Origin of the sequence: Micromonospora sp. NPDC047620, assembly GCF_043205005.1 — a bacterium.
Taxonomy (GTDB): Bacteria; Actinomycetota; Actinomycetes; order Mycobacteriales; family Micromonosporaceae; genus Micromonospora.
The window spans coordinates 296,822-319,757 of the sequence record NZ_JBIDDG010000002.1; the positions used below are offsets into that span (position 1 = coordinate 296,822).

Sequence of the window (22,936 nt, forward strand, 5' to 3'; positions counted from 1 at the left end):
GTCCTCCTGTGGACTTCTTGGTTCGTTCGCCCCGGCGCGCCGGTCGGCGCTTAGGACTCTGTCGACAGCCTTTCCGGCCTAGCGGCCGGAGAGCTTTGGTGGGTTCTGCGGCGATGAAGCCTACAGGCCCGGTCTCACGCATCCCGACCGAGGTGGCCGCGGGCGGGGAGCACCCTCCCGCGACCGCCCCGGATCATCGGAGCACGTCAGGTGAGGTCACTCACCCGTCGCCTTGGCGATGATCTCCTTCGCGACCGAGGCCGGAACCTCGGCGTAGGAGTCGAACTGCATGCTGTAGCTAGCCCGGCCCTGGGTCTTCGACCGCAGGTCGCCGACGTAGCCGAACATCTCCGACAACGGCACCAGGGCCCGGACGACGCGGGCGCCGCTGCGCTCCTCCATCGCCTGGATGATGCCACGGCGGGAGTTGAGGTCGCCGATGACGTCACCCATGTTCTCCTCGGGAGTGGTGACCTCAACGGCCATCATCGGCTCGAGCAGCGCGGGGTCGGCCTTGCGGGCCGCCTCCTTCATCGCCATCGAGCCGGCGATCTTGAATGCCATTTCCGACGAGTCGACCTCGTGGTACTGGCCGTCCACCAGGGTGAGCTTGACGCCCACCAGGGGGAAGCCGGCGAGGATGCCGTACTGCATGGCGTCCTGCGCGCCCGCGTCCACCGACGGGATGAACTCCCGGGGGATGCGGCCACCGGTCACGGCGTTGGCAAACTCGTAGGTCGGGGCGTCGTTGCCCAGCGGCAGCGGCTCCAGGCTGATGATCACCCGGGCGTACTGGCCGGAACCACCGGTCTGCTTCTTGTGGGTGTACTCGACCTTCTCCACCTTGCGGCGGATGGTCTCGCGGTACGCCACCTGCGGCTTGCCGATGTTGGCCTCGACGTTGAACTCGCGGCGCATCCGGTCGACCAGGATGTCCAGGTGCAGCTCGCCCATGCCGGAGATGACCGTCTGGCCGGTCTGGTCGTCCAGCTTGACGCGGAAGGTCGGGTCCTCCTCGGCCAGCCGCTGGATGGCGGTGCTGAGCTTCTCCTGGTCGGCCTTGGTCTTCGGCTCGATGGCGACCTCGATGACCGGCTCCGGGAAGGTCATCGACTCCAGGATGACCGGGTTCGCCGAGTCGCACAGGGTGTCACCGGTGGTGGTCTGCTTGAGACCCTGCACCGCGATGATGTCGCCGGCCTGGGCAGAGCTGCGCTCTTCCCGCTTGTTGGCGTGCATCTGGTAGATCTTGCCGATCCGCTCCTTGCGGTCCTTGGTGGAGTTGACCACCTGGGAGCCGGACTCGAGCGTGCCGGAGTAGATCCGGACGTAGGTGAGCTTGCCGAGGTGCTTGTCCGTCTGGATCTTGAAGGCCAGGCCGGAGAACGGCTCCGAGACGGACGGCTTGCGCTGCATCGGCGTCTCGCCGTCGGTGGCGGTGCCCTCGATCGCCGGGATGTCCAGCGGCGACGGCAGGTACGCGATGACCGCGTCCAGCATCGGCTGGATGCCCTTGTTCTTGAAGGCGGTGCCGGTGAGGACCGGGTTGGCCTTGCCGGCGATGGTGGCCCGACGGATGGCGGCCTTGATCTCCTCGACGGAGATCTCCTCGCCCTCCAGGTACTTCTCCATCACCGCGTCGTCGACGTCGGCCAGGGTCTCCATCAGCTTCTCGCGCCACTCGGCGGCGGAGTCGGCGAGGTCGGCCGGGATCTCCTCGACCGCGTAGTCCTCGCCCTTCTGGGTCTCCCCGCGCCAGGTCAGCGCCCGCATCTCGACCAGGTCGACCACGCCGATGAAGTCGGACTCGGCGCCGATCGGGATCTGGAGCACCAGCGGGGTGGCGTTGAGCCGGTCGATCATCATCTGCACGCAGCGGAAGAAGTCGGCACCGGTCCGGTCGAGCTTGTTGACGAAGCACATCCGGGGGACGTTGTACTTGTCCGCCTGCCGCCAGACGTTCTCCGTCTGCGGCTCCACGCCGGCGACGCCGTCGTAGACCGCGACCGCGCCGTCCAGCACCCGCAGCGACCGCTCGACCTCGACCGTGAAGTCGACGTGGCCGGGCGTGTCGATGATCTGGATCGTGTGGCCCTTCCACTCACACTTGGTAGCAGCGGAGGTGATGGTGATACCACGCTCCTGCTCCTGCTCCATCCAGTCCATGACGGCACCGCCCTCGTGGACCTCACCGATCTTGTACGTGATGCCGGTGTAGAACAGGATCCGCTCGGTGGTGGTGGTCTTACCGGCATCGATGTGGGCCATGATGCCGATGTTGCGTACGTTGGCGAGCGCGTCTGCGGCGGCCACTTCAATCCCTACTTATCGTCGTCTCGACACAACTGGTGGCGGTTCCGGCGTCACGCGGACGCCGGAACCAGGGTGTTACCAGCGGTAGTGCGCGAAGGCCTTGTTGGACTCGGCCATCTTGTGCGTGTCCTCGCGCCGCTTGACGGCGGCACCGAGGCCGTTGCTCGCGTCCAGCAGTTCGTTCATCAGCCGCTCGACCATGGTCTTCTCGCGACGGGCGCGGGAGTAGGTGACCAGCCAACGCAGGCCCAGGGTGGTCGCCCGGGCCGGGCGGACCTCGACCGGGACCTGGTAGGTGGCGCCACCGACGCGGCGGCTGCGCACCTCGAGGGTCGGCTTGACGTTGTCCATCGCCCGCTTGAGGGTGACGACCGGGTCGGTGCCGGACTTCTCGCGGCAGCCCTCGAGGGCCGCGTAGACGATGCGCTCGGCGAGCTGGCGCTTACCGCGCAGGAGGATCTTGTTCACCAGCTGGGTGACCAGCGGCGAGTTGTACACCGGGTCAGCGACCAGCGGCTTCCGCGGAGCGGGTCCCTTACGCGGCATCTCAGCTCTTCTCCTTCTTCGCGCCGTAGCGGCTGCGAGCCTGCTTGCGGTTGCGGACACCCTGGGTGTCCAGCGAGCCGCGAACGATCTTGTACCGCACGCCGGGAAGGTCCTTCACACGGCCGCCGCGGACGAGCACGATCGAGTGCTCCTGCAGGTTGTGGCCGACGCCCGGGATGTAGGCGGTCACCTCGATCTGGCTGCTGAGCTTGACACGAGCGACCTTGCGGAGCGCCGAGTTCGGCTTCTTCGGGGTGGTGGTGTACACGCGGGTGCACACGCCGCGCCGCTGGGGAGACCCCTTGAGCGCCGGGGTCTTGGTCTTGGTCGTCTTGGCCTGACGGCCCTTTCGGACCAACTGCTGAATGGTGGGCACCGGGCTTCTCCGCTCCCTTCGGCCGCTGTGTGGCGGCCGCGCCTTCTGCCGTAGCCGACCTGATGACCGGCTCTCCTACATTCCGGCCAGGGCCACCTCGCGGAGGTCCCGGCACCCGCGGTCGGGCGTGTCGCCCAGCTCACGGTCCCGGCGTCGGCGCTCGCGCGTGTCGACCGGGGTCTTTCACCGGCACACGGCAGGCCGCGCGCCGGGTCTTTGGCTTTGTCGTGCTCCCGCGCGATCTCCGGCTCGCCGGATCCAGCGCACGCACGAGTCGCCCGGGCTTGCCCGGGCACAAGGGGAAAGAGTACCTACCACAACCGCACAGGTCAAAACGGAGTGGCCGGCGTAGCGTCTCACCCGCCCGCCGATCGAACCCGTCGCGCCTGCCCGCCCGTGATGGGCACCTACGGTCACAAGTGTACCGGCTTCCCCAGGAACCGGCCCGTCGACCCCGGGGCGGCCCCGCTCACGCCCGCCGTCGCGGCTCCGCGTCACGCCAGCGCCACCAGCAACGCCAGCCCCAGCCCGAGCAGGCTGAGCAGCAGTCCCGCCCCGCCGCAACTCACGCCGGCCACCGCCAGCCCCCGCCCGGCGAACCGGACCGCCGGCGGCGGCGCCGCACGGCGGATCTGCCGCAGCCCGAACAGGCCGGCGACGACCGCGCCCGCCCCCGCCAGCACGCCCAGCACGGTGAAGGCGCCGGCCGCCCAGGCGCCGCCCATGCCGGCGACCGCGCCGAAGCAGACCACCAGCAGCGCGACGAGGATCGAGACTATCCCGGCCACCAGAGAACCGACGGCGAGGCCGGAGGTGACCGGGGGCACGTCCAGGTGCACCACGCCGAACGGCGTGCCGGCGACCGCCTCGACCCGCTTCGGCGGCCGGCCCGGCTCCCGCGGCGGCGGAGGCGGAGGCGTCAGTGCCGGGAAGGCGGAGCCGCCACCCCAGCCGGGACCCGAACCGGGAGCCACGCCGGGACCCGGGCCCGGAGGCGCACCCCAGCCGCCAGCTGCGGGCGGTGGCGGGTGTCCCGTCGGGGCGGGCGGGGCAGCCGCGTCGGGCCGCGCCCACTGCCCCGCGTCGGACGGGGCGGCGTCCGGGTGCGTGGCGGGGGGCGCCGCGGGGTCGCTTCCCGGGTAGCGCGCCGGTTCCGTCACGGGTCCTCCTGTCGACGTCTCGGCGTCCACCGCCGCGCGACGGACACCGGGCCAGGCTACCGCCGGCGGGCGGGCAGCCCACTCCCGGCGGGACCCGTTCCCCCGGGCGGTCAGTCCACGTTCGGCGCGAAGTCCTGCCCGTAGGGCGCGTCGGCGAGGCGGACCACCCCGACCACCACCGCGGCCACCACGGTGACCGCGACCAGGACCAGGCCCGTCCAGGCCAGCCGCTCCCCCTGGCGCAGCCAGGCCGCACCGGTCAGGAAGCCCCCCGACGCGTACGCCTCGCGGCGCGCCTGCCGGGCGAGCTGGAGCGCCACCGTGGCGGGCACCACGCCGCCGACGAACAGGCCGGTCAGCGCGCCGATCAGGCCCAGCGCGAAGACCGCCTTCGCCTTGGTGGCCCGGGCCGGGTCCGGGTCGAGCGGGTGGCGCGGCGGCACCGGCGGGGCGACGGGCGCCTGCCCGGGTGCGGTCGTCATGCCCTCCATCATGCCCCGGCCCCGCCGGATCGGGCCGGCCGATCCCCGGGACACGACGAGGCCCCCGGCGGCTGCCGGGGGCCTCGTCGTCCGTGCTGTTTAGCGGTACGACCCGAAGTCGAAGTCGTCCAGCGGAACCGCCTGGCCGCTGGCCGGCCCGAAGCCGTAGTCGGTCTCCGGGTAGCCGGTCATCGAGTAGACCTTGGCCTTCGCCTCCTCGGTCGGCTCGACCCGGACGTTGCGGTACTTGCTGATGCCCGTACCGGCCGGGATGAGCTTACCGATGATCACGTTCTCCTTGAGGCCGACGAGCGAGTCGCTGCGCGAGTTGATCGCCGCGTCGGTCAGCACCCGGGTGGTCTCCTGGAAGGAGGCCGCCGAGAGCCAGGAGTCGGTGGCCAGCGAGGCCTTGGTGATACCCATCAGCACCGGGCGACCGGCGGCGGGCTCGCCGCCCTCGGAGACGAGTCGGCGGTTCTCCGACTCGAACAGCGCCCGGTCGACCAGCACACCCGGCAGGAACTCGGTCGAGCCGGAGTCGATGACCGTCACCCGCTTGAGCATCTGGCGGATGATGATCTCGATGTGCTTGTCGTGGATGAGCACACCCTGCGAGCGGTAGACCTCCTGGACCTCCTGGGTCAGGTGGACCTGGACCGCACGCGGGCCGAGGATGCGCAGCAGCTCGTGCGGGTCGATGGTGCCCTCGGTGAGCTTCTCGCCGACCTCGACGTGGTCGCCGTCGTGGGTCCGCAGCCGGACCCGCTTGGAGATCTTGTCGTAGACGATCTCGTCGCTGCCGTCGTCCGGCACCACGATGATCTTCCGCGACCGCTCGCCGTCCTCGATCCGGATCCGACCCGGGGTGTCGGCGATGGGCGCCTTGCCCTTCGGCACCCGGGCCTCGAAGATCTCCTGGACACGGGGCAGACCCTGGGTGATGTCCTCACCCGCGACACCACCGGTGTGGAAGGTACGCATCGTCAGCTGCGTACCCGGCTCACCGATCGACTGGGCGGCGATGATGCCGACCGCCTCGCCGACGTCCACGGTCTTGCCGGTCGGCAGCGAGCGGCCGTAGCACGCACCGCAGACGCCCAGCTTCGACTCGCAGGTGAGCACGCTGCGCACGCGGACCGTCTCCACCCCGGCGGCGACGATCTTGTCGACCAGGATCGAGTTGATGTCCTGGCCCCGCTCGGCGACGACGGTGCCGTCCGGCCCCTTGATGTCGTCGGCCAGGGTCCGGGCGTGCACGCTGGTCTCGGCGTGCTCGTGCACGACGAGCTTGCCGTCGAGCCGCTCGCCGATCTGCATCGGGATGGCGCGGTCGGTGCCGCAGTCCTCCTCGCGGATGATGACGTCCTGCGAGACGTCCACCAGACGACGGGTCAGGTAACCCGAGTCGGCGGTACGCAGGGCGGTGTCCGCGAGACCCTTCCGGGCGCCGTGCGTGGAGATGAAGTACTCCAGCACGGAGAGACCCTCCCGGTAGCTGGCCTTGATGGGCCGCGGGATGATCTCACCCTTCGGGTTGGCCACCAGACCACGGATCGCCGCGATCTGCCGGAGCTGGAGGAGGTTACCGCGGGCACCCGAGTTGATCATCTTCCACAGCGGGTTCTCCTGCGGCAGCGCGGTGTCCATCTCCTTGGCGACCTCGTTGGTCGCCTTGGTCCAGATCTCGATGAGCTCGCCGCGGCGCTCCTCGGCGGTCATCAGACCACGCTGGTACTGCTTGTCGATCCGGTCGGCTTCCTTCTCGTACCGCTCCAGGATCTCCCGCTTGCGCGGCGGAGCGATGACGTCCTCCATGCCGATCGTCACGCCGGACCAGGTGGCCCAGTGGAAACCGGCCTCCTTGAGCCCGTCCAGGGTGGCCGCGAGGGCCACCTTGGGGAAGCGCTCGGCGAGGTCGTTGACGATCGCGGAGAGCTGACCCTTGCGGATCTCGTAGTTCACGAAGCGGTAGCCCTGCGGCAGCGTCTCGTTGAACAGCACCCGGCCGAGGGTGGTCTCCACGGTCAGCGGGTCGCCCTCGACCCAGCCCTCCGGGGCGGTCCACGGCTCGGCGCCGGCGCCGTTGTCGACCCCGACCACGCCGCGCAGCCGGATCTTCACCGGGGCCTGCAGGTGCAGCTCGCCGTTGTCGAAGGCCATCCGGGCCTCGGCGTCCGAGCTGAACGCCCGGCCCTCGCCCTTCTCACCGGCGGTGAGGTGGGTGAGGTGGTAGAGGCCGATGACCATGTCCTGCGTGGGCATGGTGACGGGCTTGCCGTCGGCCGGCTTGAGGATGTTGTTCGACGACAGCATCAGGATCCGCGCCTCGGCCTGGGCCTCGGCGGAGAGCGGCACGTGCACCGCCATCTGGTCACCGTCGAAGTCGGCGTTGAACGCGGTGCAGACCAGCGGGTGGATCTGGATGGCCTTGCCCTCGACCAGCTGCGGCTCGAAGGCCTGGATGCCCAGGCGGTGCAGGGTCGGCGCCCGGTTCAGCAGGACCGGGTGCTCGCCGATGACCTCTTCCAGCACGTCCCACACGACCGGCCGCTGCCGCTCGACCATCCGCTTGGCGGACTTGATGTTCTGCGCGTGGTTGAGGTCCACCAGCCGCTTCATCACGAACGGCTTGAACAGCTCCAGCGCCATCTGCTTGGGCAGGCCGCACTGGTGCAGCTTGAGCTTCGGGCCGACCACGATGACCGAACGGCCGGAGTAGTCGACGCGCTTGCCCAGCAGGTTCTGGCGGAACCGGCCCTGCTTGCCCTTGAGCATGTCGGACAGCGACTTGAGCGGGCGGTTGCCCGGGCCGGTGACCGGCCGGCCGCGACGGCCGTTGTCGAACAGCGCGTCGACGGCCTCCTGGAGCATCCGCTTCTCGTTGTTGACGATGATCTCGGGCGCGCCGAGGTCGATCAGCCGCTTGAGGCGGTTGTTCCGGTTGATCACGCGGCGGTACAGGTCGTTCAGGTCGGAGGTCGCGAAGCGGCCACCGTCGAGCTGCACCATCGGGCGCAGGTCCGGCGGGATGACCGGGACGCAGTCCAGCACCATGCCGAGCGGCGAGTTGCGGGTGTTCAGGAACGCCGCGACGACCTTGAGCCGCTTGAGCGCCCGGATCTTCCGCTGGCCCTTGCCGGAGCGGATGGTCTCGCGCAGGCTCTCGGCCTCGGCGTCGAGGTCCATGTTCTGGACCAGCGCCTTGATGGCCTCGGCGCCCATGCCGCCGGTGAAGTACTCGCCGAACCGGTCCCGCAGCTCGCGGTAGAGCAGTTCGTCGGTGACGAGCTGCTTCGGCTCCAGCTTGCGGAAGGTGTCGAGCACCTCGTCCAGGCGGTCGATCTCGCGCTGGGCCCGGTCGCGGATCTGGCGCATCTCGCGCTCTCCGCCCTCCTTGACCTTGCGCCGGACGTCCGCCTTGGCACCCTCGGCCTCCAGCTCGGCCAGGTCGGCCTCGAGCTTGGCGGCCCGCTTCTCGATCTCCGAGTCGCGGCTGTTCTCGGCCTGCCGCTTCTCGGCCAGGATCTCGTTCTCGATCGTCGAGAGGTCGCGGTGACGCGCCTCGGCGTCCACGCTGGTCACGACGTACGAGGCGAAGTAGATGATCTTCTCGAGGTCCTTGGGGGCGAGGTCCAGCAGGTAGCCCAGCCGGCTCGGCACGCCCTTGAAGTACCAGATGTGGGTCACCGGAGCGGCGAGCTCGATGTGGCCCATGCGCTCGCGGCGGACCTTCGACCGGGTCACCTCGACGCCGCAGCGCTCGCAGATGATGCCCTTGAAGCGGACCCGCTTGTACTTACCGCAGTAGCACTCCCAGTCCCGCTGCGGACCGAAGATCTTCTCGCAGAAGAGCCCGTCCTTTTCCGGCTTCAGGGTGCGGTAGTTGATCGTTTCAGGCTTCTTGACCTCGCCGTGCGACCACTGACGGATGTCGTCGGCGGTGGCGAGGCCAATGCGCAGCTCGTCGAAGAAGTTGACGTCGAGCACTATGTCCCCTATGTCGTCGTCTGTACTGCTAGCTAGTGGGTGGGGTCGGGAGCCGGCGAGCCGGCCCCCGACCGCTCACCTCAGACCTCTTCGACCGAGCTCGGCTCGCGCCGGGACAGGTCGATGCCCAGCTCCTCCGCGGCCCGGAACACCTCGTCGTCGGTCTCGCGCATCTCGAGGGCCACACCGTCGCTGGAGAGCACCTCGACGTTGAGGCACAGCGACTGCAGCTCCTTGAGCAGCACCTTGAACGACTCGGGGATGCCCGGCTCGGGGATGTTCTCGCCCTTGACGATCGCCTCGTAGACCTTGACCCGGCCGAGGACGTCGTCGGACTTGATCGTCAGCAGTTCCTGCAGGGCGTACGCGGCGCCGTACGCCTGCATCGCCCAGCACTCCATCTCACCGAAGCGCTGGCCACCGAACTGCGCCTTACCACCCAGCGGCTGCTGCGTGATCATCGAGTACGGGCCGGTCGACCGGGCGTGGATCTTGTCGTCGACCAGGTGGTTGAGCTTCAGGATGTAGATGTAGCCAACCGCGATCGGGTCCGGCAGCGGCTCGCCGGAGCGGCCGTCGAACAGCCGCGCCTTGCCGCTGGAGCCGATCAGCTGCTTGCCGTCCCGGTTGGGCAGGGTCGACGCGAGCAGACCGGAGATCTCCTCCTCACGGGCGCCGTCGAAGACCGGGGTGGCCACGTTCGTGTCCGCCTCGGACTCGTGGGCCTCGATCGAGCGGAGCTGGCGCTTCCAATCGGCGTCGTCGCCCTCGACCTTCCAACCCGTCTTGGCCACCCAGCCGAGGTGGGTCTCCAGCACCTGGCCGATGTTCATCCGGCTCGGCACACCCAGCGGGTTGAGCACGATGTCGACCGGCGTGCCGTCCTCCAGGAACGGCATGTCCTCGATCGGCAGGATCTTGGAGATGACGCCCTTGTTGCCGTGGCGGCCGGCGAGCTTGTCACCGTCCTGGATCTTCCGCTTCTGGGCGACGTAGACCCGGACCAGCTCGTTGACGCCCGGCGGCAGCTCGTCGCCGTCCTCGCGGGAGAAGGTACGCACGCCGATGACCGTGCCGGTCTCGCCGTGCGGCACCTTCAGCGAGGTGTCGCGGACCTCGCGCGCCTTCTCACCGAAGATCGCGCGGAGCAGCCGCTCCTCCGGGGTCAGCTCGGTCTCGCCCTTGGGCGTGACCTTTCCGACCAGGATGTCGCCGGGGACGACCTCGGCGCCGATCCGGATGATGCCGCGCTCGTCGAGGTCGGCGAGCATCTCCTCGCTGACGTTCGGGATGTCGCGGGTGATCTCCTCCGGGCCCAGCTTGGTGTCCCGGGCGTCGACCTCGTGCTCCTCGATGTGGATCGAGGTGAGCACGTCCTGCTGCACGAGACGCTGCGACAGGATGATCGCGTCCTCGTAGTTGTGCCCCTCCCAGGTCATGAACGCCACGAGCAGGTTGCGCCCGAGCGCCATCTCGCCCTCGTCGGTGCACGGACCGTCGGCGATGACCTGGCCGGCCTCGACGCGGTCGCCCTCGAAGACCACCGGCTTCTGGTTGACGCAGGAGCCGGCGTTGGAGCGGCGGAACTTGTGCAGCAGGTACGTGCGGCGGTGGCCGTCGTCCTGGTGGATGGTGATGTAGTCGGCGCAGAGGTCCTCGATGACGCCACCGACCTCGGCGACCACCACGTCACCGGCGTCGACCGCGGCACGGTATTCCATGCCGGTGCCGACCAGCGGCGACTCGGCCTTGACCAGCGGCACCGCCTGGCGCTGCATGTTCGCGCCCATGAGCGCCCGGTTGGCGTCGTCGTGCTCGAGGAACGGGATCATCGCGGTCGCGACCGAGGTCATCTGCCGCGGCGACACGTCCATGTAGTCCACGGCCGCCGGCGGGACGTCCTCGGTCTCGCCGCCCTTACGGCGGACCAGGACGCGATCCTCGGCGAACGACCCGTCGGCCGTCAGCGGCGCGTTGGCCTGCGCCTTGACGAACCGGTCCTCCTCGTCCGCGGTCAGGTAGTCGATCTGGTCGGTGACCCGACCGTCGACGACCTTCCGGTACGGCGTCTCGATGAAGCCGAACGGGTTGACCCGGGCGAAGGTGGACAGCGCGCCGATCAGGCCGATGTTCGGGCCTTCCGGCGTCTCGATCGGGCACATCCGGCCGTAGTGGGACGGGTGCACGTCGCGGACCTCGAAGCCGGCCCGCTCCCGGGACAGACCACCCGGGCCGAGCGCGCTCAGCCGACGCCGGTGGGTCAGGCCCGCCAGCGGGTTCGTCTGGTCCATGAACTGGGACAGCTGCGAGGTGCCGAAGAACTCCTTGATCGCCGCCACGACCGGGCGGATGTTGATCAGGGTCTGCGGCGTGATCGCCTCGACGTCCTGGGTGGTCATCCGCTCGCGGACGACCCGCTCCATCCGGGACAGCCCGACCCGGACCTGGTTCTGGATCAGCTCGCCCACCGTACGCAGGCGCCGGTTGCCGAAGTGGTCGATGTCGTCGGCCTCGTAGCCCTCCTCACCGGCGTGCAGCCGGCAGAGGTACTCCACGGTGGCGACGATGTCGTCCTCGGTCAGCGTGCCGGTGGTGATCGGCACGTCCAGCTCGAGCTTCTTGTTGAACTTGTAACGACCGACCTTGGCGACGTCGTACCGCTTCGGGTTGAAGAAGAGGTTGTCGAGCAGGGTCTGGGCGTTCTCGCGGGTCGGCGGCTCGCCAGGGCGGAGCTTCCGGTAGATGTCGAGAAGCGCCTCGTCCTGGCCGGCGATGTGGTCCTTCTCGAGCGTGGTCATCATCAGCTCGGACCAGCCGAACCGCTCGCGGATCCGCTCGGCCGACCAACCGATGGCCTTGAGCAGCACCGTGACGGCCTGCCGGCGCTTGCGGTCGATGCGAACGCCGACCGTCTCGCGCTTGTCGATGTCGAACTCCAGCCAGGCACCCCGGCTGGGGATGACCTTGACGCTGGAGAGGTCGCGGTCGGAGGTCTTGTCCGGCTGCTTGTCGAAGTAGACGCCCGGGGACCGGACGAGCTGGCTGACCACGACGCGCTCGGTGCCGTTGATGATGAAGGTGCCCTTCGGCGTCATCATCGGGAAGTCACCCATGAACACCGTCTGGCTCTTGATCTCGCCGGTGGTGTTGTTGGTGAACTCCGCGGTCACGAACAGCGGGGCGCAGTAGGTCAGGTCCTTCTCCTTGCACTCCTCGATCGAGGCCTTGACCTCGTCGAAGCGCGGAGCCGAGAAGGAGAGCGACATGGTGCCGGAGAAGTCCTCAATGGGACTGATCTCGTCGAGGATCTCCGCGAGACCCGAGCGTGCGTGCGGGTCGTCCGCCGACCGGCCCTGCCAAGCCTCGTTGCCGACGAGCCAGTCGAAGGACTCGTTCTGGATGGCGAGGAGGTTGGGGACCTCGAGGTGTTCGGTGATCCTGCCGAATGAGACTCGGCGGGGAGCGAATGCGCTCGACGTACGACTGGTCTTCGCAGGGCGGGAAGCTGCCAAGATGCGTCCTTCCGAGGACCGGTGCTGCAGAACGGCTGGTACGCGTGCACTCCAATGACCCCGCCAGAATTATCCGTAAACGGACATTTCCGAGCAGGGGTCAAGTCGGAAGGCAGCGCAAACTAGCAGTGTAGCCGAGAGGCTAACCGCTGTCCAGCCCACCCCGCAGGTCGTCGCGGAACGCGCCTCGGGACCCCCTGAAACCGGGTCTCACCGGGCCGCTCGGAACGCGACGTTCCTGCCGGGCCGCTCAGGTGTCGCGGCCGATGGTGCTGCCGCTGCCATTACCCAAGTGGTGGCCGTTGCAAGCGCGGAAGGTCTTGCTGGTGTCAGCGTGCCTGTCGGCCCGGGGCCGCGTCAAGGGCCGGCATCCGGGTCGCCCCGTCTTTCCCACCCACGGGCTACCGCCACACACCGCGTACGCGCCGACGCCAGGCGTGGACGCCCTGCTCACCGCGCTGCGCCGGGCCACCAAGACGGCGGGCGGCGATCCACTGTCGGATCACCGCCCGCCGTGACGCGGTGTGCCCCGGCTCACGTGAGCCGGACGCGCGCCTGGTCGACCTCAGGTCACTTGAGGGTGACCTTGGCGCCCTCGCCCTCAAGCTTGGCCTTGGCCTTCTCGGCGGTCTCCTTGTTGGCCTTCTCCAGGACGGCCTTCGGAGCGGCCTCGACCAGGTCCTTGGCCTCCTTGAGGCCCAGGCCGGTCAGCTCGCGCACGACCTTGATGACCTGGATCTTCTTGCCGCCGTCAGCCTCGAGGATGACGTCGAACTCGTCCTTCTCCGGCTCGGCCTCGGCCGGAGCCGCACCCGGGGCGGCGGCGGCAACGGCGACCGGAGCCGCGGCGGTGACCTCGAAGGTCTCCTCGAACTGCTTCACGAACTCGGAGAGCTCGATCAGCGTCATCTCCTTGAACGCGTCGAGCAGCTCGTCGGTGCTGAGCTTCGCCATGTCTGGCGTCCTTTCCTGAATCTGTTAGGTAAGAACTGGGTGCGCCGCGGGGCCTCAGGCCGCCTCGGCGCCCTCCTTCTCGCGCTTGTCCGCCAGAGCGGCCGCCGCACGGGCGGCCTTGGAGAGCGGAGCCTGGAACAGGGCCGCGGCCTTGCTCAGGTTGCCCTTCATCGCGCCGGCCAGCTTGGCCAGCAGCACCTCACGGGACTCCAGGTCGGCGAGCTTCGTGACCTCGGCCGCGGAAATGGCCTTGCCCTCGAAGACACCGCCCTTGATGACGAGCTTCGGGTTGGCCTTCGCGAAGTCGCGAAGGCCCTTCGCCGCCTCGACGACGTCGCCCGAAACGAAAGTCAGCGCGGTAGGACCGGTGAACATCTCGTCGAGACCGGAGATGCCAGCGTCGGACGCGGCACGCTTCGCGAGCGTGTTCTTCGCGACCGTGTAGCTGGTCTCCTTACCGAGCGAGCGCCGCAGCTGGGTGAGCTGGGAAACCGTCAGACCGCGGTACTCGGTCAGCACCGTGGCACCCGCGTTGCGGAAGCTCTCGGTCAGCTCAGCGACGGCCGTGGCCTTGTCGGCCCGGATCGGCTTGTCCGCCATGTCCCTCCTCTCTCGTTGCTCGAGGCTGGTCACCGTCGTCGGCCGGAGCTTTCGACGGGAGCGGAGGCATCACGAGAACGAGAAAGCCCCGGCGCAGGGCGCACGGGGCGAGGTCCGGGACACGGGCACAGTCGGCGGACCGTGCTCAGCACCGATTTTCGCTTACCGCCCTGCGCGGGTCGCCCGTCGTCGCGGGACCTTCGACCGTGCCGGGGCACGGTGACCAGCGGTCTCTGGGTGGAACTTCGCGCCAAGGTTACGCGAAGAGTGCCCTGACCACCAAATCGCCCCCGGGTGCACCACGTCACCCCTCCGATGGGACCCCGGGAGCGGGCCGCCGGTCAGGGCCGGGTGCGACGCCGCCACAGGTAGGCCGCCCCGGCGCTCGCGCTCCACGCCGCGGCCCAGCCGGTCAGCAGCGCCACGGTCGGCGCGGCCAGGTCACCGGCGGCGGCCCGCGCGGTCGCCATCACCGGCGGCGCCAGCCACGGCGCCACCGAGCCGCTCAGGCCGAGGGCGACCGCGCCGACCCCGCCGAGCGCCAGCACCGCGACGCCGTAGCCGGCGCTGCCCGCGCAGGCACGGCTGGCCAGCGCCCCGAGCGCCACCGCGGCGGGCACAGCCAGCAGGTGCGCCCACAGGCCGACGGCGATGCCGAGGGGCACCGAGCGGTCGTCCGGCCCCACGGGGCCGGCGACCCCGCCGACCAGCCAGGGGAAGACCAGCGCGACGAGCACCGTGCCGAGCCCGGCCACGCCGGCGGCGAGCAGGCCGGCCAGCCGCTCCCGGCGCACCCCGACCAGCGCCTGGGCCAACCGGCGCTGCACGTCGGGCTCCACGTCCAGCAGCACCTTGGTCTGCCAGGCCAGCACCGGGAAGAACACCACCGCCGAGACGCCGTACGCCTCTCCCGGCTGGGCCCGGCCGCCGCCGTAGAGGACGCCGAGGGCCACCAGGCCCGCGAGCAGCGGCGCCAACGCCCGCCCCGTCCGCAGGAAGCCGGCGAGCCGCAGCCGGAGCAGGGCGGTCACCGCGCTCCCCCGGTGGCCAGACCGGTCGGCTCCGCCACGCCGACCTCCGCCGTCCCCTCGGCGGTCGCGACCCCGTCCGGCGTGTCGGACGGGGCCGGCGCCTCGGGGCGTACGCGCAGGACGTGATGGCCCTCGGCGCGCAGCCGGGCGACGGTGCCGGCGACACGCGCGGCCGGCACCGCGACCTCGACCACCGCCATCGCCGCGTCGGCCGGTGGCGCGCCCTCGGTGGCCGTGCCGTCGGCCACCGTCCAGCGGCGGGCGTCGGGCAGCCGGGCGATCTCGCCGCGGTGGTCGCTGACCAGCACCGACCCGCCCGTTGCCAACACCTCGGCGATCACCGCGGGCACCAGTTCCCGGGTGGCGGCGTCGAGGCCCTCCCACGGCTCGTCGAGCACCAGCAGGCCGGGGGTACGCAGCATCGCCTGGGCCAGGCCGACCTTCTGGGCGGTGCCCTTGGACAGCTCCGGCAGTCGGACCCGACGGAACCGGGCCAGGCCCAGCCGGTTGGTCCAGTGGTCGACCGCCCGGCCCGTCGCCGCCGAATCGAGGCCGGCGACCCGACCCATGGCGGTGAGGTAGCGCTCGACGGTGAAGGGCTGGTCGGCCGGGAAACGCTCCGGGACCCACCCGACGTGTCGGGGCCGGTCGATCACGCGCCCCCGGCTCGGCCGCAGCACCCCGGCCGCCACCTGGAGCAGGGTCGACTTGCCCACGCCGTTGCGGCCGAGCACGACCACGACCTCACCGGAACCGACCCGCACATCCGTCGCCCGCAGCACCCACGGCCCGCGCCGCCGGTACCGCAGCCAGACGTTCTCCAGTCGCACCCGGCCGAGCATGCCACAGCGGAAAGGGAACGGGGCGCCGCCACGATGTGGCGACGCCCCGTCACGGGTGCGGGTGCTCAGCCCTCGGCCGAGCCCTCCTGCAGGTTCTTCACCAGGTTCGGGTCGACCGGGACGCCCGGGCCCATCGTGGTGGTGAGGGTGACCTTCTTGAGGTACTTGCCCTTCGCGGCGGACGGCTTGGCCCGCAGGACCTCGTCGAGGACCGCCGCGTAGTTGTCGATCAGCTGGGTCTCGGAGAACGAGGCCTTGCCGATGATCAGGTGCAGGTTGGAGTGCTTGTCCACCCGGAAGGTGATCTTGCCGCCCTTGATGTCCGAGACGGCCTTGGTGACGTCCATGGTCACCGTGCCGGTCTTCGGGTTCGGCATGAGACCGCGCGGGCCCAGGATCCGCGCGATCCGGCCGATCTTGGCCATCTGGTCCGGCGTGGCGATCGCCGCGTCGAAGTCGAGCCAACCACCCTGGATCCGGGCGACCAGCTCGTCGGTGCCCACCTCGTCCGCACCGGCGGCGGCGGCCTCCTCGGCCTTCGCGCCGGCGGCGAAGACGATCACGCGGGCGGTCTTACCCGTGCCGTGCGGCAGGTTGACCGTGCCGCGGACCATCTGGTCCGCCTTGCGGGGGTCGACGCCGAGGCGCATCGCGACCTCGACCGTGGCGTCGAACTTGACGTTGGTGGTCTCCTTGGCCAGCTTCACGGCCTCGGCGGGGGTGTAGAGCTTGGACCGGTCGATGACCTCGGCGGCCTTGCGGTAGCTCTTGCTGCGCTGCATGGTCTGGTAACTCCTGTGGTCTATGGCGGGCCGCGGCGTCCGCGCGCCCTCCCACGAACTGGATCTGGGGGTGACCGGGGTCAGTCGGTGACGTTGAGGCCCATCGACCGGGCGGTGCCGGCGATGATCTTCTCGGCCTGGTCGACGTCGTTGGCGTTGAGGTCGGCCATCTTCTTCTCGGCGATCTCGCGCACCTGGGCACGGGTGACCGAGCCGACCTTCTCCTTGTGCGGGACGCCCGAGCCCTTCTGCACGCCGGCGGCCTTGATCAGCAGCCGGGCGGCGGGCGGGGTCTTCAGCACGAACGTGAAGCTGCGGTCCTCGTAGACGCTGATCTCGGCGGGGACGATGTCGCCCCGCTGGGACTCGGTCTGCGCGTTGTAGGACTTGCAGAACTCCATGATGTTCACGCCGTGCTGGCCGAGCGCGGGGCCGACCGGCGGCGCCGGGGTGGCCTGGCCCGCCGGCAGCTGAAGCGTGAAAGTCTTGACGAGCTTCTTCTTCGGAGGCATGTCTCTTCCTGGGGCTTGGAACTGGGAAAGGTGCCGGCCGCGGGCGCGCACGGTCAGCGCGATGCGACAGCGGCGACGTTCTAGGGTAGCGCAGCGTCCCGCCGCCCCTCCCGCCGAGGTCGCACGGGCGGGTGGAACGAGTACGCCGGCGGCGGACTGCTGCCCACCGCCGGCGACCGGGACCTCAGATCTTGGCGACCTGGTTGAAGTTGAGCTCCACCGGCGTCTCGCGGCCGAAGATCGACACGAGCACCTTGAGCTTCTGCTGGTCGGCGTTGATCTCGCTGATCGTCGCCGGCAGCGAGGCGAAGGCACCGTCGGTGACGGTGACCGAGTCGCCGACCTCGAAGTCGAGGACCTTGATCTCGGGCTTGGCCTTCTTCTGCTCGGTCTCGACGGCCGGCGCCAGCCACTTCAGCACCTCGTCGAGGGAGAGCGGGGCCGGGCGGTCGGCCCGGTCCGTCGCGCCCACGAAGCCGGTCACGCCCGGCGTGTTGCGCACGCAGGAGTAGGACTCCGCGGTCAGCTCCATCCGGACCAGGATGTAGCCCGGGAAGACCTTGGCCTGCACCTGCGACCGCTTCCCGTTCTTGACCTCGACCTCTTCCCGGGTCGGCACCTCGACCTGGTAGATGTAGTCCTCCATGTCGAGGCTCGTGATCCGGGTCTCGAGGTTGGTCTTGACCTTGTTCTCGTAGCCGGCATACGAGTGCACCACGTACCAGTCGCCCGGCGCGTAGCGCAGCTTCTGCCGCAGCTCGGCGACCGGGTCGAAGTCCTCGTCCGGGGCGGGCTCGGTGGTGGGGAACTCCGGCTCGCTGGCGGCCTCGACCGACTCGTCACCAGCCGCCGTCGCCACCGTGGACTGCTCGTCCGTGGTCTCGGCGGTCTCGTCGTACTCAGGCACGCTCGCTCACTTCCGTCACTATCGGCTCAGTCGGCCGGTCAGCTGGGGTTGCCGAAGACCCACAGCACGCCCTTCGCGAAGGCGAAGTCCAGGCCGGCCACGATCGTCAGCATCACCGTGACGAAGGCGACCACCACGGCCGTGTAGGTCAGCAGCTCCTTGCGGGTCGGCCAGATGACCTTACGCAGCTCGGCCACGACCTCGCGGATGAATCGGGCGATGCGGCCGAACAGACCCACGCGATCGGTGTCCGTCTTGGTCTTGGGCCGGCTGTCGGCCGACTCGGCCTTCGCCCGCGACCGCGTCGCGGTGCCGCCCCGGGAGACCGGTTCCTCGGCGTCGGTGGCGTCGTCGTCGGCCACGTCGTCGACGACCTCGTCGTGCAGACGGTCGTCGCCGGCGTCCTCGCCGCGCCGCTTCTTGTCGGCCACTTCGCCCTCCGTCGCGGGATGTCGGGTCGCACGCGGTGGGCGTGCGCAGCGCTTGGTCACGCCGGCCGGACCAACCGTCCCGCGACGGGCCGCGGCCGGTGGACCGGCCGGACGGACCCGAATGCCTCGGAACCACCCCGCCGATACCACCACCACGGGCCGGACGCCGCCCTACGGCGGCGCGACCCACGGGAACGGTCAGGCCTGAGGCGCAGGGGTGACAGGACTTGAACCTGCAGCCTGCGGTTTTGGAGACCGCTGCTCTGCCAATTGAGCTACACCCCTGTGCGGCAACGCTCACCCCGCCCGGTCACAGGACCGTGCAGGGGTCACTTGCCCCACGGCGGACCAGTGTACGGGTAGTCGCACGACTTTCCCAACCGGTCTGCCTATCGCGCGTCGCGGGCCTGGTCAGCGGGCCGTCCGGACGGTCGCCCGGGCCTGCGAGAGCACCTTCTCCCCCCGGCAGGTCGCGGTCACGTCGAGCCTGGTCAGGCCCTCCTCGGTGACCTCCCGGACGACCGCCGTGACCTCGATCTCGGTGCCCTCGTCGTCGTCCGGGACGACCACCGGCCGAGTGAAGCGGACGTTGTAGTCGACCACCGCGTCCGGCCTGCCGGCCCACTCCGTCAGCGCGCGGCCGACCAGCGCCATGGTGAACATGCCGTGGGCGATCACGCCGGGCAGACCCACCTTGGTGGCGAACCGGTCGCTCCAGTGGATCGGGTTGAAGTCCCCCGAGGCGCCGGCGTAGCGGACCAGGTCCGCGCGCGTCACCCGGAACGTCTTGGCTGGCAGCTCCATCTCAGCCCTCCCCGCGTACGACGAGCTTCGACCAGACGGTCACCACCGGCTCCCCGGCCGGCGTGCCGACCTCGGTGCGGGTGGTCAGGAAGTCGTGCCCGCCGCGGCTGCTGACGTCCTCGATGACGCAGACGCAGACCAGTTCGTCTCCCGCCACCACCGGACGGGTGTAGGCGAAGCGCTGGTCGCCGTGGACGACCCGGCTGTAGTCCACGCCGAGGGCCGGGTCGTCGATGATCTGCTGGCTGGCGGCCATGCTGACCACCACGGGGAAGGTCGGCGGGGCGACCACGTCCGGGTGGCCGAGCGCGCGGGCGGCCTCCGGGTCGTGGTGGGCCGGGTCGGCGGCGCCGATCGCCGTCGCGAACTCACGGATCTTTTCTCGGCCCACCTGGTAGGGGGCGGTCGGCGGGTACGTCCGGCCGACGAAGGACGGGTCCAGGGACATGCCGCGAACCTACACGCAAAACAAGATCGCCGATCCGTACGGGGCGGCGACGGCCGGAGCCGCGCCGTCCTGACGGACCGGCGATCGGGAAGTGCGGGGACCGGGCCGGCGGAGCCGGCCGTGGGTCAGCGGGTCTCGCGGTGGACCGTGTGCTTGCCGTCCCGCGGGCAGAACTTCTTCAGCTCGATGCGGTCCGGGTCGTTACGACGGTTCTTGCGCGTGATGTAGTTGCGCTCCTTGCACTCCACACACGCCAAAGTGATCTTCGGCCGGACATCGGTCGCCTTCGCCACGGCGGAGTGCCTTCCTCGCTACGGATAACAACTACGGCGCATCAGCCTACGCGCTGACCACGCGGACATGCAAAGTGGGCGCCTATGGCGCCCATCCCACCGGCCACCGGGATCGAGCCCGGTGGACGAGAGTAGCGGTGGCCGGACTTGAACCGGCGACACAGCGATTATGAGCCGCTTGCTCTGCCATCTGAGCTACACCGCCGTGGCGGGTCCAGCCGGACCCTCTGAGCCCCCTTACGGAATCGAACCGTAGACCTTCTCCTTACCATGGAGACGCTCTGCCGACTGAGCTAAGGGGGCCTGCGCGATCTCCCCGGGGGGTGACGCGCAGGGGATACATTACACGGCCGCGCGGCGGAGATGAAATCGGATCCCCCAGAGCCGCATTTCCACAGCTCAGGGCACGACACGCAGCCGGGGCAGCTCCCCGGCGGAGATCGTCTCCGGATCCACCTGGGCGCCGAACCAGGCCTCCAGCCGCTCGTACGGCAGTGGCCGGCTGAACAGGAAGCCCTGGCCGATCTCGCAGCCGATGTCCTGGAGCAGCTCCAGGGTCAGCTCGCTCTCCACACCCTCGGCGACCACGGCCAGGCCGAACTGCTGGGAGAGAGTGACCACGGCGTTCACGATCGCCAGGTCGCCCGGATCCGTCGCCATGCCCTGCACGAAGGAGCGGTCGACCTTCACCTCGTGCACGGGCAGCCGGCGCAGGTGCGCCAGGGACGAATCCCCCGTGCCGAAGTCGTCCACCGACAGCCGTACGCCGAGGTCCCGCAGCCGCCGCAGCGTCGGGATGGGCCGGTCGGTGCCGTCCAGCACCCCGGCCTCCTTGATCTCCAGCGTGAGCCGTTGCGGCGGTACGCCGTACTCGTCGAGCAGCTCCTGCACGCGGGCCGGGAAGTGCTGGTCGGTGAGCGTACGGGCGGAGAGGTTGACCGCGACGGAGAGCGGCTGGCCGGCGTGCGACCAGTCCCGGCTGCGCCGCAGCCCCTCGCGGAGGACGATCTCGGTGAACCGGCCGAGCTGGCCGGTGTGCTCGGCCACCGCGACGAAGTCCTCCGGGGCGACCGACCCGTGGGCCGGGTGCTCCCACCGGGCCAGGCACTCCACGCCGACCAGCCGGCGGTCCCGCAGCGTCACCTTCGGCTGGAAGTAGACCTTCAGCTCGCCGTCGTCCAGCGCCCGCCGCAGGTCACCGGCGAGGCCCAGCCGCCGCAGCGACCGGGACTCCAGCGCCGGGCTGAACAGTTGCACGCTGCCCGGCACGGACTTGGCCGCCGTCGCCGCCAGGTCCACCCGTTGCAGCAGGGAGGCGGCGTCGCTGCCGTGATCCGGGTGTACGGCGACGCCGACCGCCGTGTCCACGTCCAGGGTGAGGGCGTCGAAGACCATCTCGTCGCGGATCTGCTCGCGCAACTGCGCGGCCAGCTCCGCCGCCGCCTCGGCGCTCTCCAGCCGCAGCGTGACCAGGAACTCGTCCCCGCCGGCCCGGCCGACCAGGGCCGACGACGGGGCGCAGGCGCGCAGCCGGTCGGCGACCTCGGCGAGGACCTTGTCGCCGGCCGCGTGCCCCAGGGACTCGTTGACCTGCCGCAGCCGGTCGACGTCGAACAGCAGCAGCGCCACCACCTCGCCGGGCGCCCGGATCTTGACCGCCTCGTCCAGCGCGCCGGTGATCCGCCGCCGGTTGGGCAGCTTGGTCAGCGCGTCGTGGTACGCGTCGTGCCGCAGCCGGTCGACCAGCCGGGAATTCTCCAACGCCACCGCAGCGTGCGCCGCCACCGTCTCGAACAGGGGCACGTCGGTGCGGACGAAGTGGTTGCTGTCACCGAGGCGGTTGGCAACCTCCAGCGTCCCGATGACCGCCTGGCCGGATCGCAACGGGATGACGATCACGTCCTTGACGCGCTCCGCCGACAGCGCCGCGCGCAGGTCGCCGTCGGTCATCAGGCCCCGCCCGACGGCCACCGTACGGCCCTCGTCGCGGGCGCGTTCGCGCAGCGCGGCCGGCGTCTTGGCGAAGTCGAGCAGGCCCGGGTCGTCGTTGCGCGCGGTGAGCAGCACCTCCGGATGCCGGCCCTGGGCGGGCAACCAGAGGGTGGCGTACTCGGCCTGCATCAGGGCCCGTACCCGCCCGAGGAGGGCGTCGGGCAGGGTGCCGTACTGACCGCTCTCGCTCACCGCGCGGCTCAGTTCGTACATGTCGGCGAGCGTGCGGTGCTGCCGGAAGAACTGGGCGTACGCCCGGTAGACGAGCGCCAGCGCGGCGACCAGGACCGCCAGCAGCAGCAACGACCACCAGGTGGCCGCGATGAGGATCAGGACGATCATCCCGCAGGCGATGTTGATCGCCGCAGCCAGCAGTCCCGGCGGGGACTTCCGGAAGACCTCGCGCCCGGCCTGCCAGCCCTGGAGCAGCGTGTGCACCCCGGCGATCGCGGTGAGGCTCACCAGGTTCACCATGCTCGCCGCGACGAACAGGGTCAGCCAGGTGGCCGGACCCACGCCCTGCACCGGTGGGAACGCCTGGAGCACCAGGACGGCCAGCGACGAGCCGGCGGCGGCCCGGGCCACGTTGAACCAGAACTTCGTGGCGGTGGAGGGGTGCCGCAGGTGGGTGATGATCGCCGAGAGCGTGTAGATGGCGACGACCGTGAGCGGCCGGACGAGGAAGAACGCCAGGACGAGCGGGATCTCGTTGAGCGTCATCCCGATGGACTGCCGCCGGACCGTGAAGTTCAGCACCGGCATGCCGGCAGCCACCATGGCCACCAGCAGCAGCACTGCCAGTGGCCATTCGCCGAACGGTTCCGGGGCGACCAGGCCGACGACCGTGGCGCAGACGACCGCGAGCATCGCCAACGGCCCGGTGATCAGCCAGGCGTACTCCGTCGAGCGGGGACCGGTGCGGCCTCGACCCGCCATGCCGCTCCCCTCACCGGCCGCGCCGGCT

General features: G+C 70.1%; 20 protein-coding genes and 3 tRNA genes. 1 reads left to right on the top strand and 22 read right to left on the bottom strand.

What is annotated here, in order from left to right; all coding sequences use genetic code 11:
- Positions 1-216: 216 nt before the first annotated feature.
- From fusA to ACGF5C_RS03775, 7 genes are all read right to left on the bottom strand, one after another.
- On the bottom strand, positions 217-2,313 hold the full coding sequence (fusA, locus tag ACGF5C_RS03745) for an elongation factor G (protein ID WP_393264992.1): 2,097 nt from the start codon (positions 2,311-2,313) through the stop codon (positions 217-219).
- A 75-nt stretch (positions 2,314-2,388) separates the two neighbouring features.
- Positions 2,389-2,859 (bottom strand): 30S ribosomal protein S7, encoded by a 471-nt coding sequence (rpsG, locus tag ACGF5C_RS03750; protein ID WP_013735957.1) that lies wholly within the window; start codon positions 2,857-2,859, stop codon positions 2,389-2,391.
- Between the two features lies 1 nt (position 2,860).
- Positions 2,861-3,235 (bottom strand): 30S ribosomal protein S12, encoded by a 375-nt coding sequence (gene rpsL / locus ACGF5C_RS03755; RefSeq protein WP_007465318.1) that lies wholly within the window; start codon positions 3,233-3,235, stop codon positions 2,861-2,863.
- A gap of 494 nt (positions 3,236-3,729) precedes the next feature.
- Complete coding sequence (locus ACGF5C_RS03760; RefSeq protein ID WP_393296493.1) at positions 3,730-4,077, bottom strand: hypothetical protein; 348 nt, start codon at positions 4,075-4,077, stop codon at positions 3,730-3,732.
- A gap of 428 nt (positions 4,078-4,505) precedes the next feature.
- Positions 4,506-4,877, bottom strand: coding sequence for a hypothetical protein (locus tag ACGF5C_RS03765; RefSeq protein WP_357692544.1), 372 nt, complete (start codon positions 4,875-4,877; stop codon positions 4,506-4,508).
- 99 nt (positions 4,878-4,976) lie between these two features.
- Entirely contained in the window at positions 4,977-8,864 is a 3,888-nt protein-coding gene (locus ACGF5C_RS03770; RefSeq protein ID WP_393296356.1) for a DNA-directed RNA polymerase subunit beta', read from the bottom strand.
- Between the two features lie 80 nt (positions 8,865-8,944).
- Entirely contained in the window at positions 8,945-12,376 is a 3,432-nt protein-coding gene (locus ACGF5C_RS03775) for a DNA-directed RNA polymerase subunit beta (protein WP_393296358.1), read from the bottom strand.
- A 326-nt stretch (positions 12,377-12,702) separates the two neighbouring features.
- Here ACGF5C_RS03775 and ACGF5C_RS03780 point away from each other — a divergent pair, with 326 nt between their 5' ends.
- On the top strand, positions 12,703-12,894 hold the full coding sequence (locus tag ACGF5C_RS03780) for a hypothetical protein (protein ID WP_393296360.1): 192 nt from the start codon (positions 12,703-12,705) through the stop codon (positions 12,892-12,894).
- Positions 12,895-12,946: 52 nt separating this feature from the next.
- On the opposite strand, the gene rplL is transcribed toward ACGF5C_RS03780, so the two are convergent.
- The 15 genes from rplL to ACGF5C_RS03855 form a co-directional block, all read right to left on the bottom strand.
- The gene (gene rplL / locus ACGF5C_RS03785) at positions 12,947-13,330 is read right to left on the bottom strand and encodes a 50S ribosomal protein L7/L12 (protein ID WP_393296362.1); all 384 of its coding nucleotides are present in this window, start codon (positions 13,328-13,330) and stop codon (positions 12,947-12,949) included.
- Positions 13,331-13,384: 54 nt separating this feature from the next.
- Positions 13,385-13,930, bottom strand: coding sequence for a 50S ribosomal protein L10 (gene rplJ, locus ACGF5C_RS03790; RefSeq protein WP_091102532.1), 546 nt, complete (start codon positions 13,928-13,930; stop codon positions 13,385-13,387).
- Between the two features lie 341 nt (positions 13,931-14,271).
- Positions 14,272-14,961, bottom strand: coding sequence for a hypothetical protein (locus ACGF5C_RS03795; protein WP_393296364.1), 690 nt, complete (start codon positions 14,959-14,961; stop codon positions 14,272-14,274).
- Entirely contained in the window at positions 14,958-15,791 is an 834-nt protein-coding gene (locus ACGF5C_RS03800) for an ATP-binding cassette domain-containing protein (protein WP_393296366.1), read from the bottom strand. The genes ACGF5C_RS03795 and ACGF5C_RS03800 overlap by 4 nt, the downstream gene beginning before the upstream one ends.
- A gap of 77 nt (positions 15,792-15,868) precedes the next feature.
- Positions 15,869-16,585: a 50S ribosomal protein L1 gene (gene rplA / locus ACGF5C_RS03805; protein WP_357692560.1), complete on the bottom strand. Its 717-nt coding sequence runs from the start codon at positions 16,583-16,585 to the stop codon at positions 15,869-15,871.
- An 80-nt stretch (positions 16,586-16,665) separates the two neighbouring features.
- On the bottom strand, positions 16,666-17,097 hold the full coding sequence (rplK, locus tag ACGF5C_RS03810; protein ID WP_350711556.1) for a 50S ribosomal protein L11: 432 nt from the start codon (positions 17,095-17,097) through the stop codon (positions 16,666-16,668).
- Between the two features lie 184 nt (positions 17,098-17,281).
- Positions 17,282-18,004, bottom strand: coding sequence for a transcription termination/antitermination protein NusG (gene nusG, locus ACGF5C_RS03815; protein ID WP_393296369.1), 723 nt, complete (start codon positions 18,002-18,004; stop codon positions 17,282-17,284).
- Between the two features lie 38 nt (positions 18,005-18,042).
- On the bottom strand, positions 18,043-18,435 hold the full coding sequence (gene secE / locus ACGF5C_RS03820; protein ID WP_350681616.1) for a preprotein translocase subunit SecE: 393 nt from the start codon (positions 18,433-18,435) through the stop codon (positions 18,043-18,045).
- Positions 18,436-18,647: 212 nt separating this feature from the next.
- Positions 18,648-18,720, bottom strand: a tRNA-Trp gene (locus ACGF5C_RS03825).
- A gap of 126 nt (positions 18,721-18,846) precedes the next feature.
- Entirely contained in the window at positions 18,847-19,239 is a 393-nt protein-coding gene (locus ACGF5C_RS03830; protein WP_350681617.1) for a MaoC family dehydratase, read from the bottom strand.
- A 1-nt stretch (position 19,240) separates the two neighbouring features.
- Positions 19,241-19,687: a MaoC family dehydratase N-terminal domain-containing protein gene (locus ACGF5C_RS03835; protein ID WP_393296371.1), complete on the bottom strand. Its 447-nt coding sequence runs from the start codon at positions 19,685-19,687 to the stop codon at positions 19,241-19,243.
- A 125-nt stretch (positions 19,688-19,812) separates the two neighbouring features.
- Positions 19,813-19,980, bottom strand: coding sequence for a 50S ribosomal protein L33 (gene rpmG, locus ACGF5C_RS03840; protein WP_013288652.1), 168 nt, complete (start codon positions 19,978-19,980; stop codon positions 19,813-19,815).
- Positions 19,981-20,112: 132 nt separating this feature from the next.
- A tRNA-Met gene (locus tag ACGF5C_RS03845) sits at positions 20,113-20,185 on the bottom strand.
- A 25-nt stretch (positions 20,186-20,210) separates the two neighbouring features.
- A tRNA-Thr gene (locus tag ACGF5C_RS03850) sits at positions 20,211-20,283 on the bottom strand.
- Positions 20,284-20,379: 96 nt separating this feature from the next.
- The gene (locus ACGF5C_RS03855) at positions 20,380-22,908 is read right to left on the bottom strand and encodes a putative bifunctional diguanylate cyclase/phosphodiesterase (protein ID WP_393296373.1); all 2,529 of its coding nucleotides are present in this window, start codon (positions 22,906-22,908) and stop codon (positions 20,380-20,382) included.
- Between the last annotated feature and the right edge of the window lie 28 nt (positions 22,909-22,936).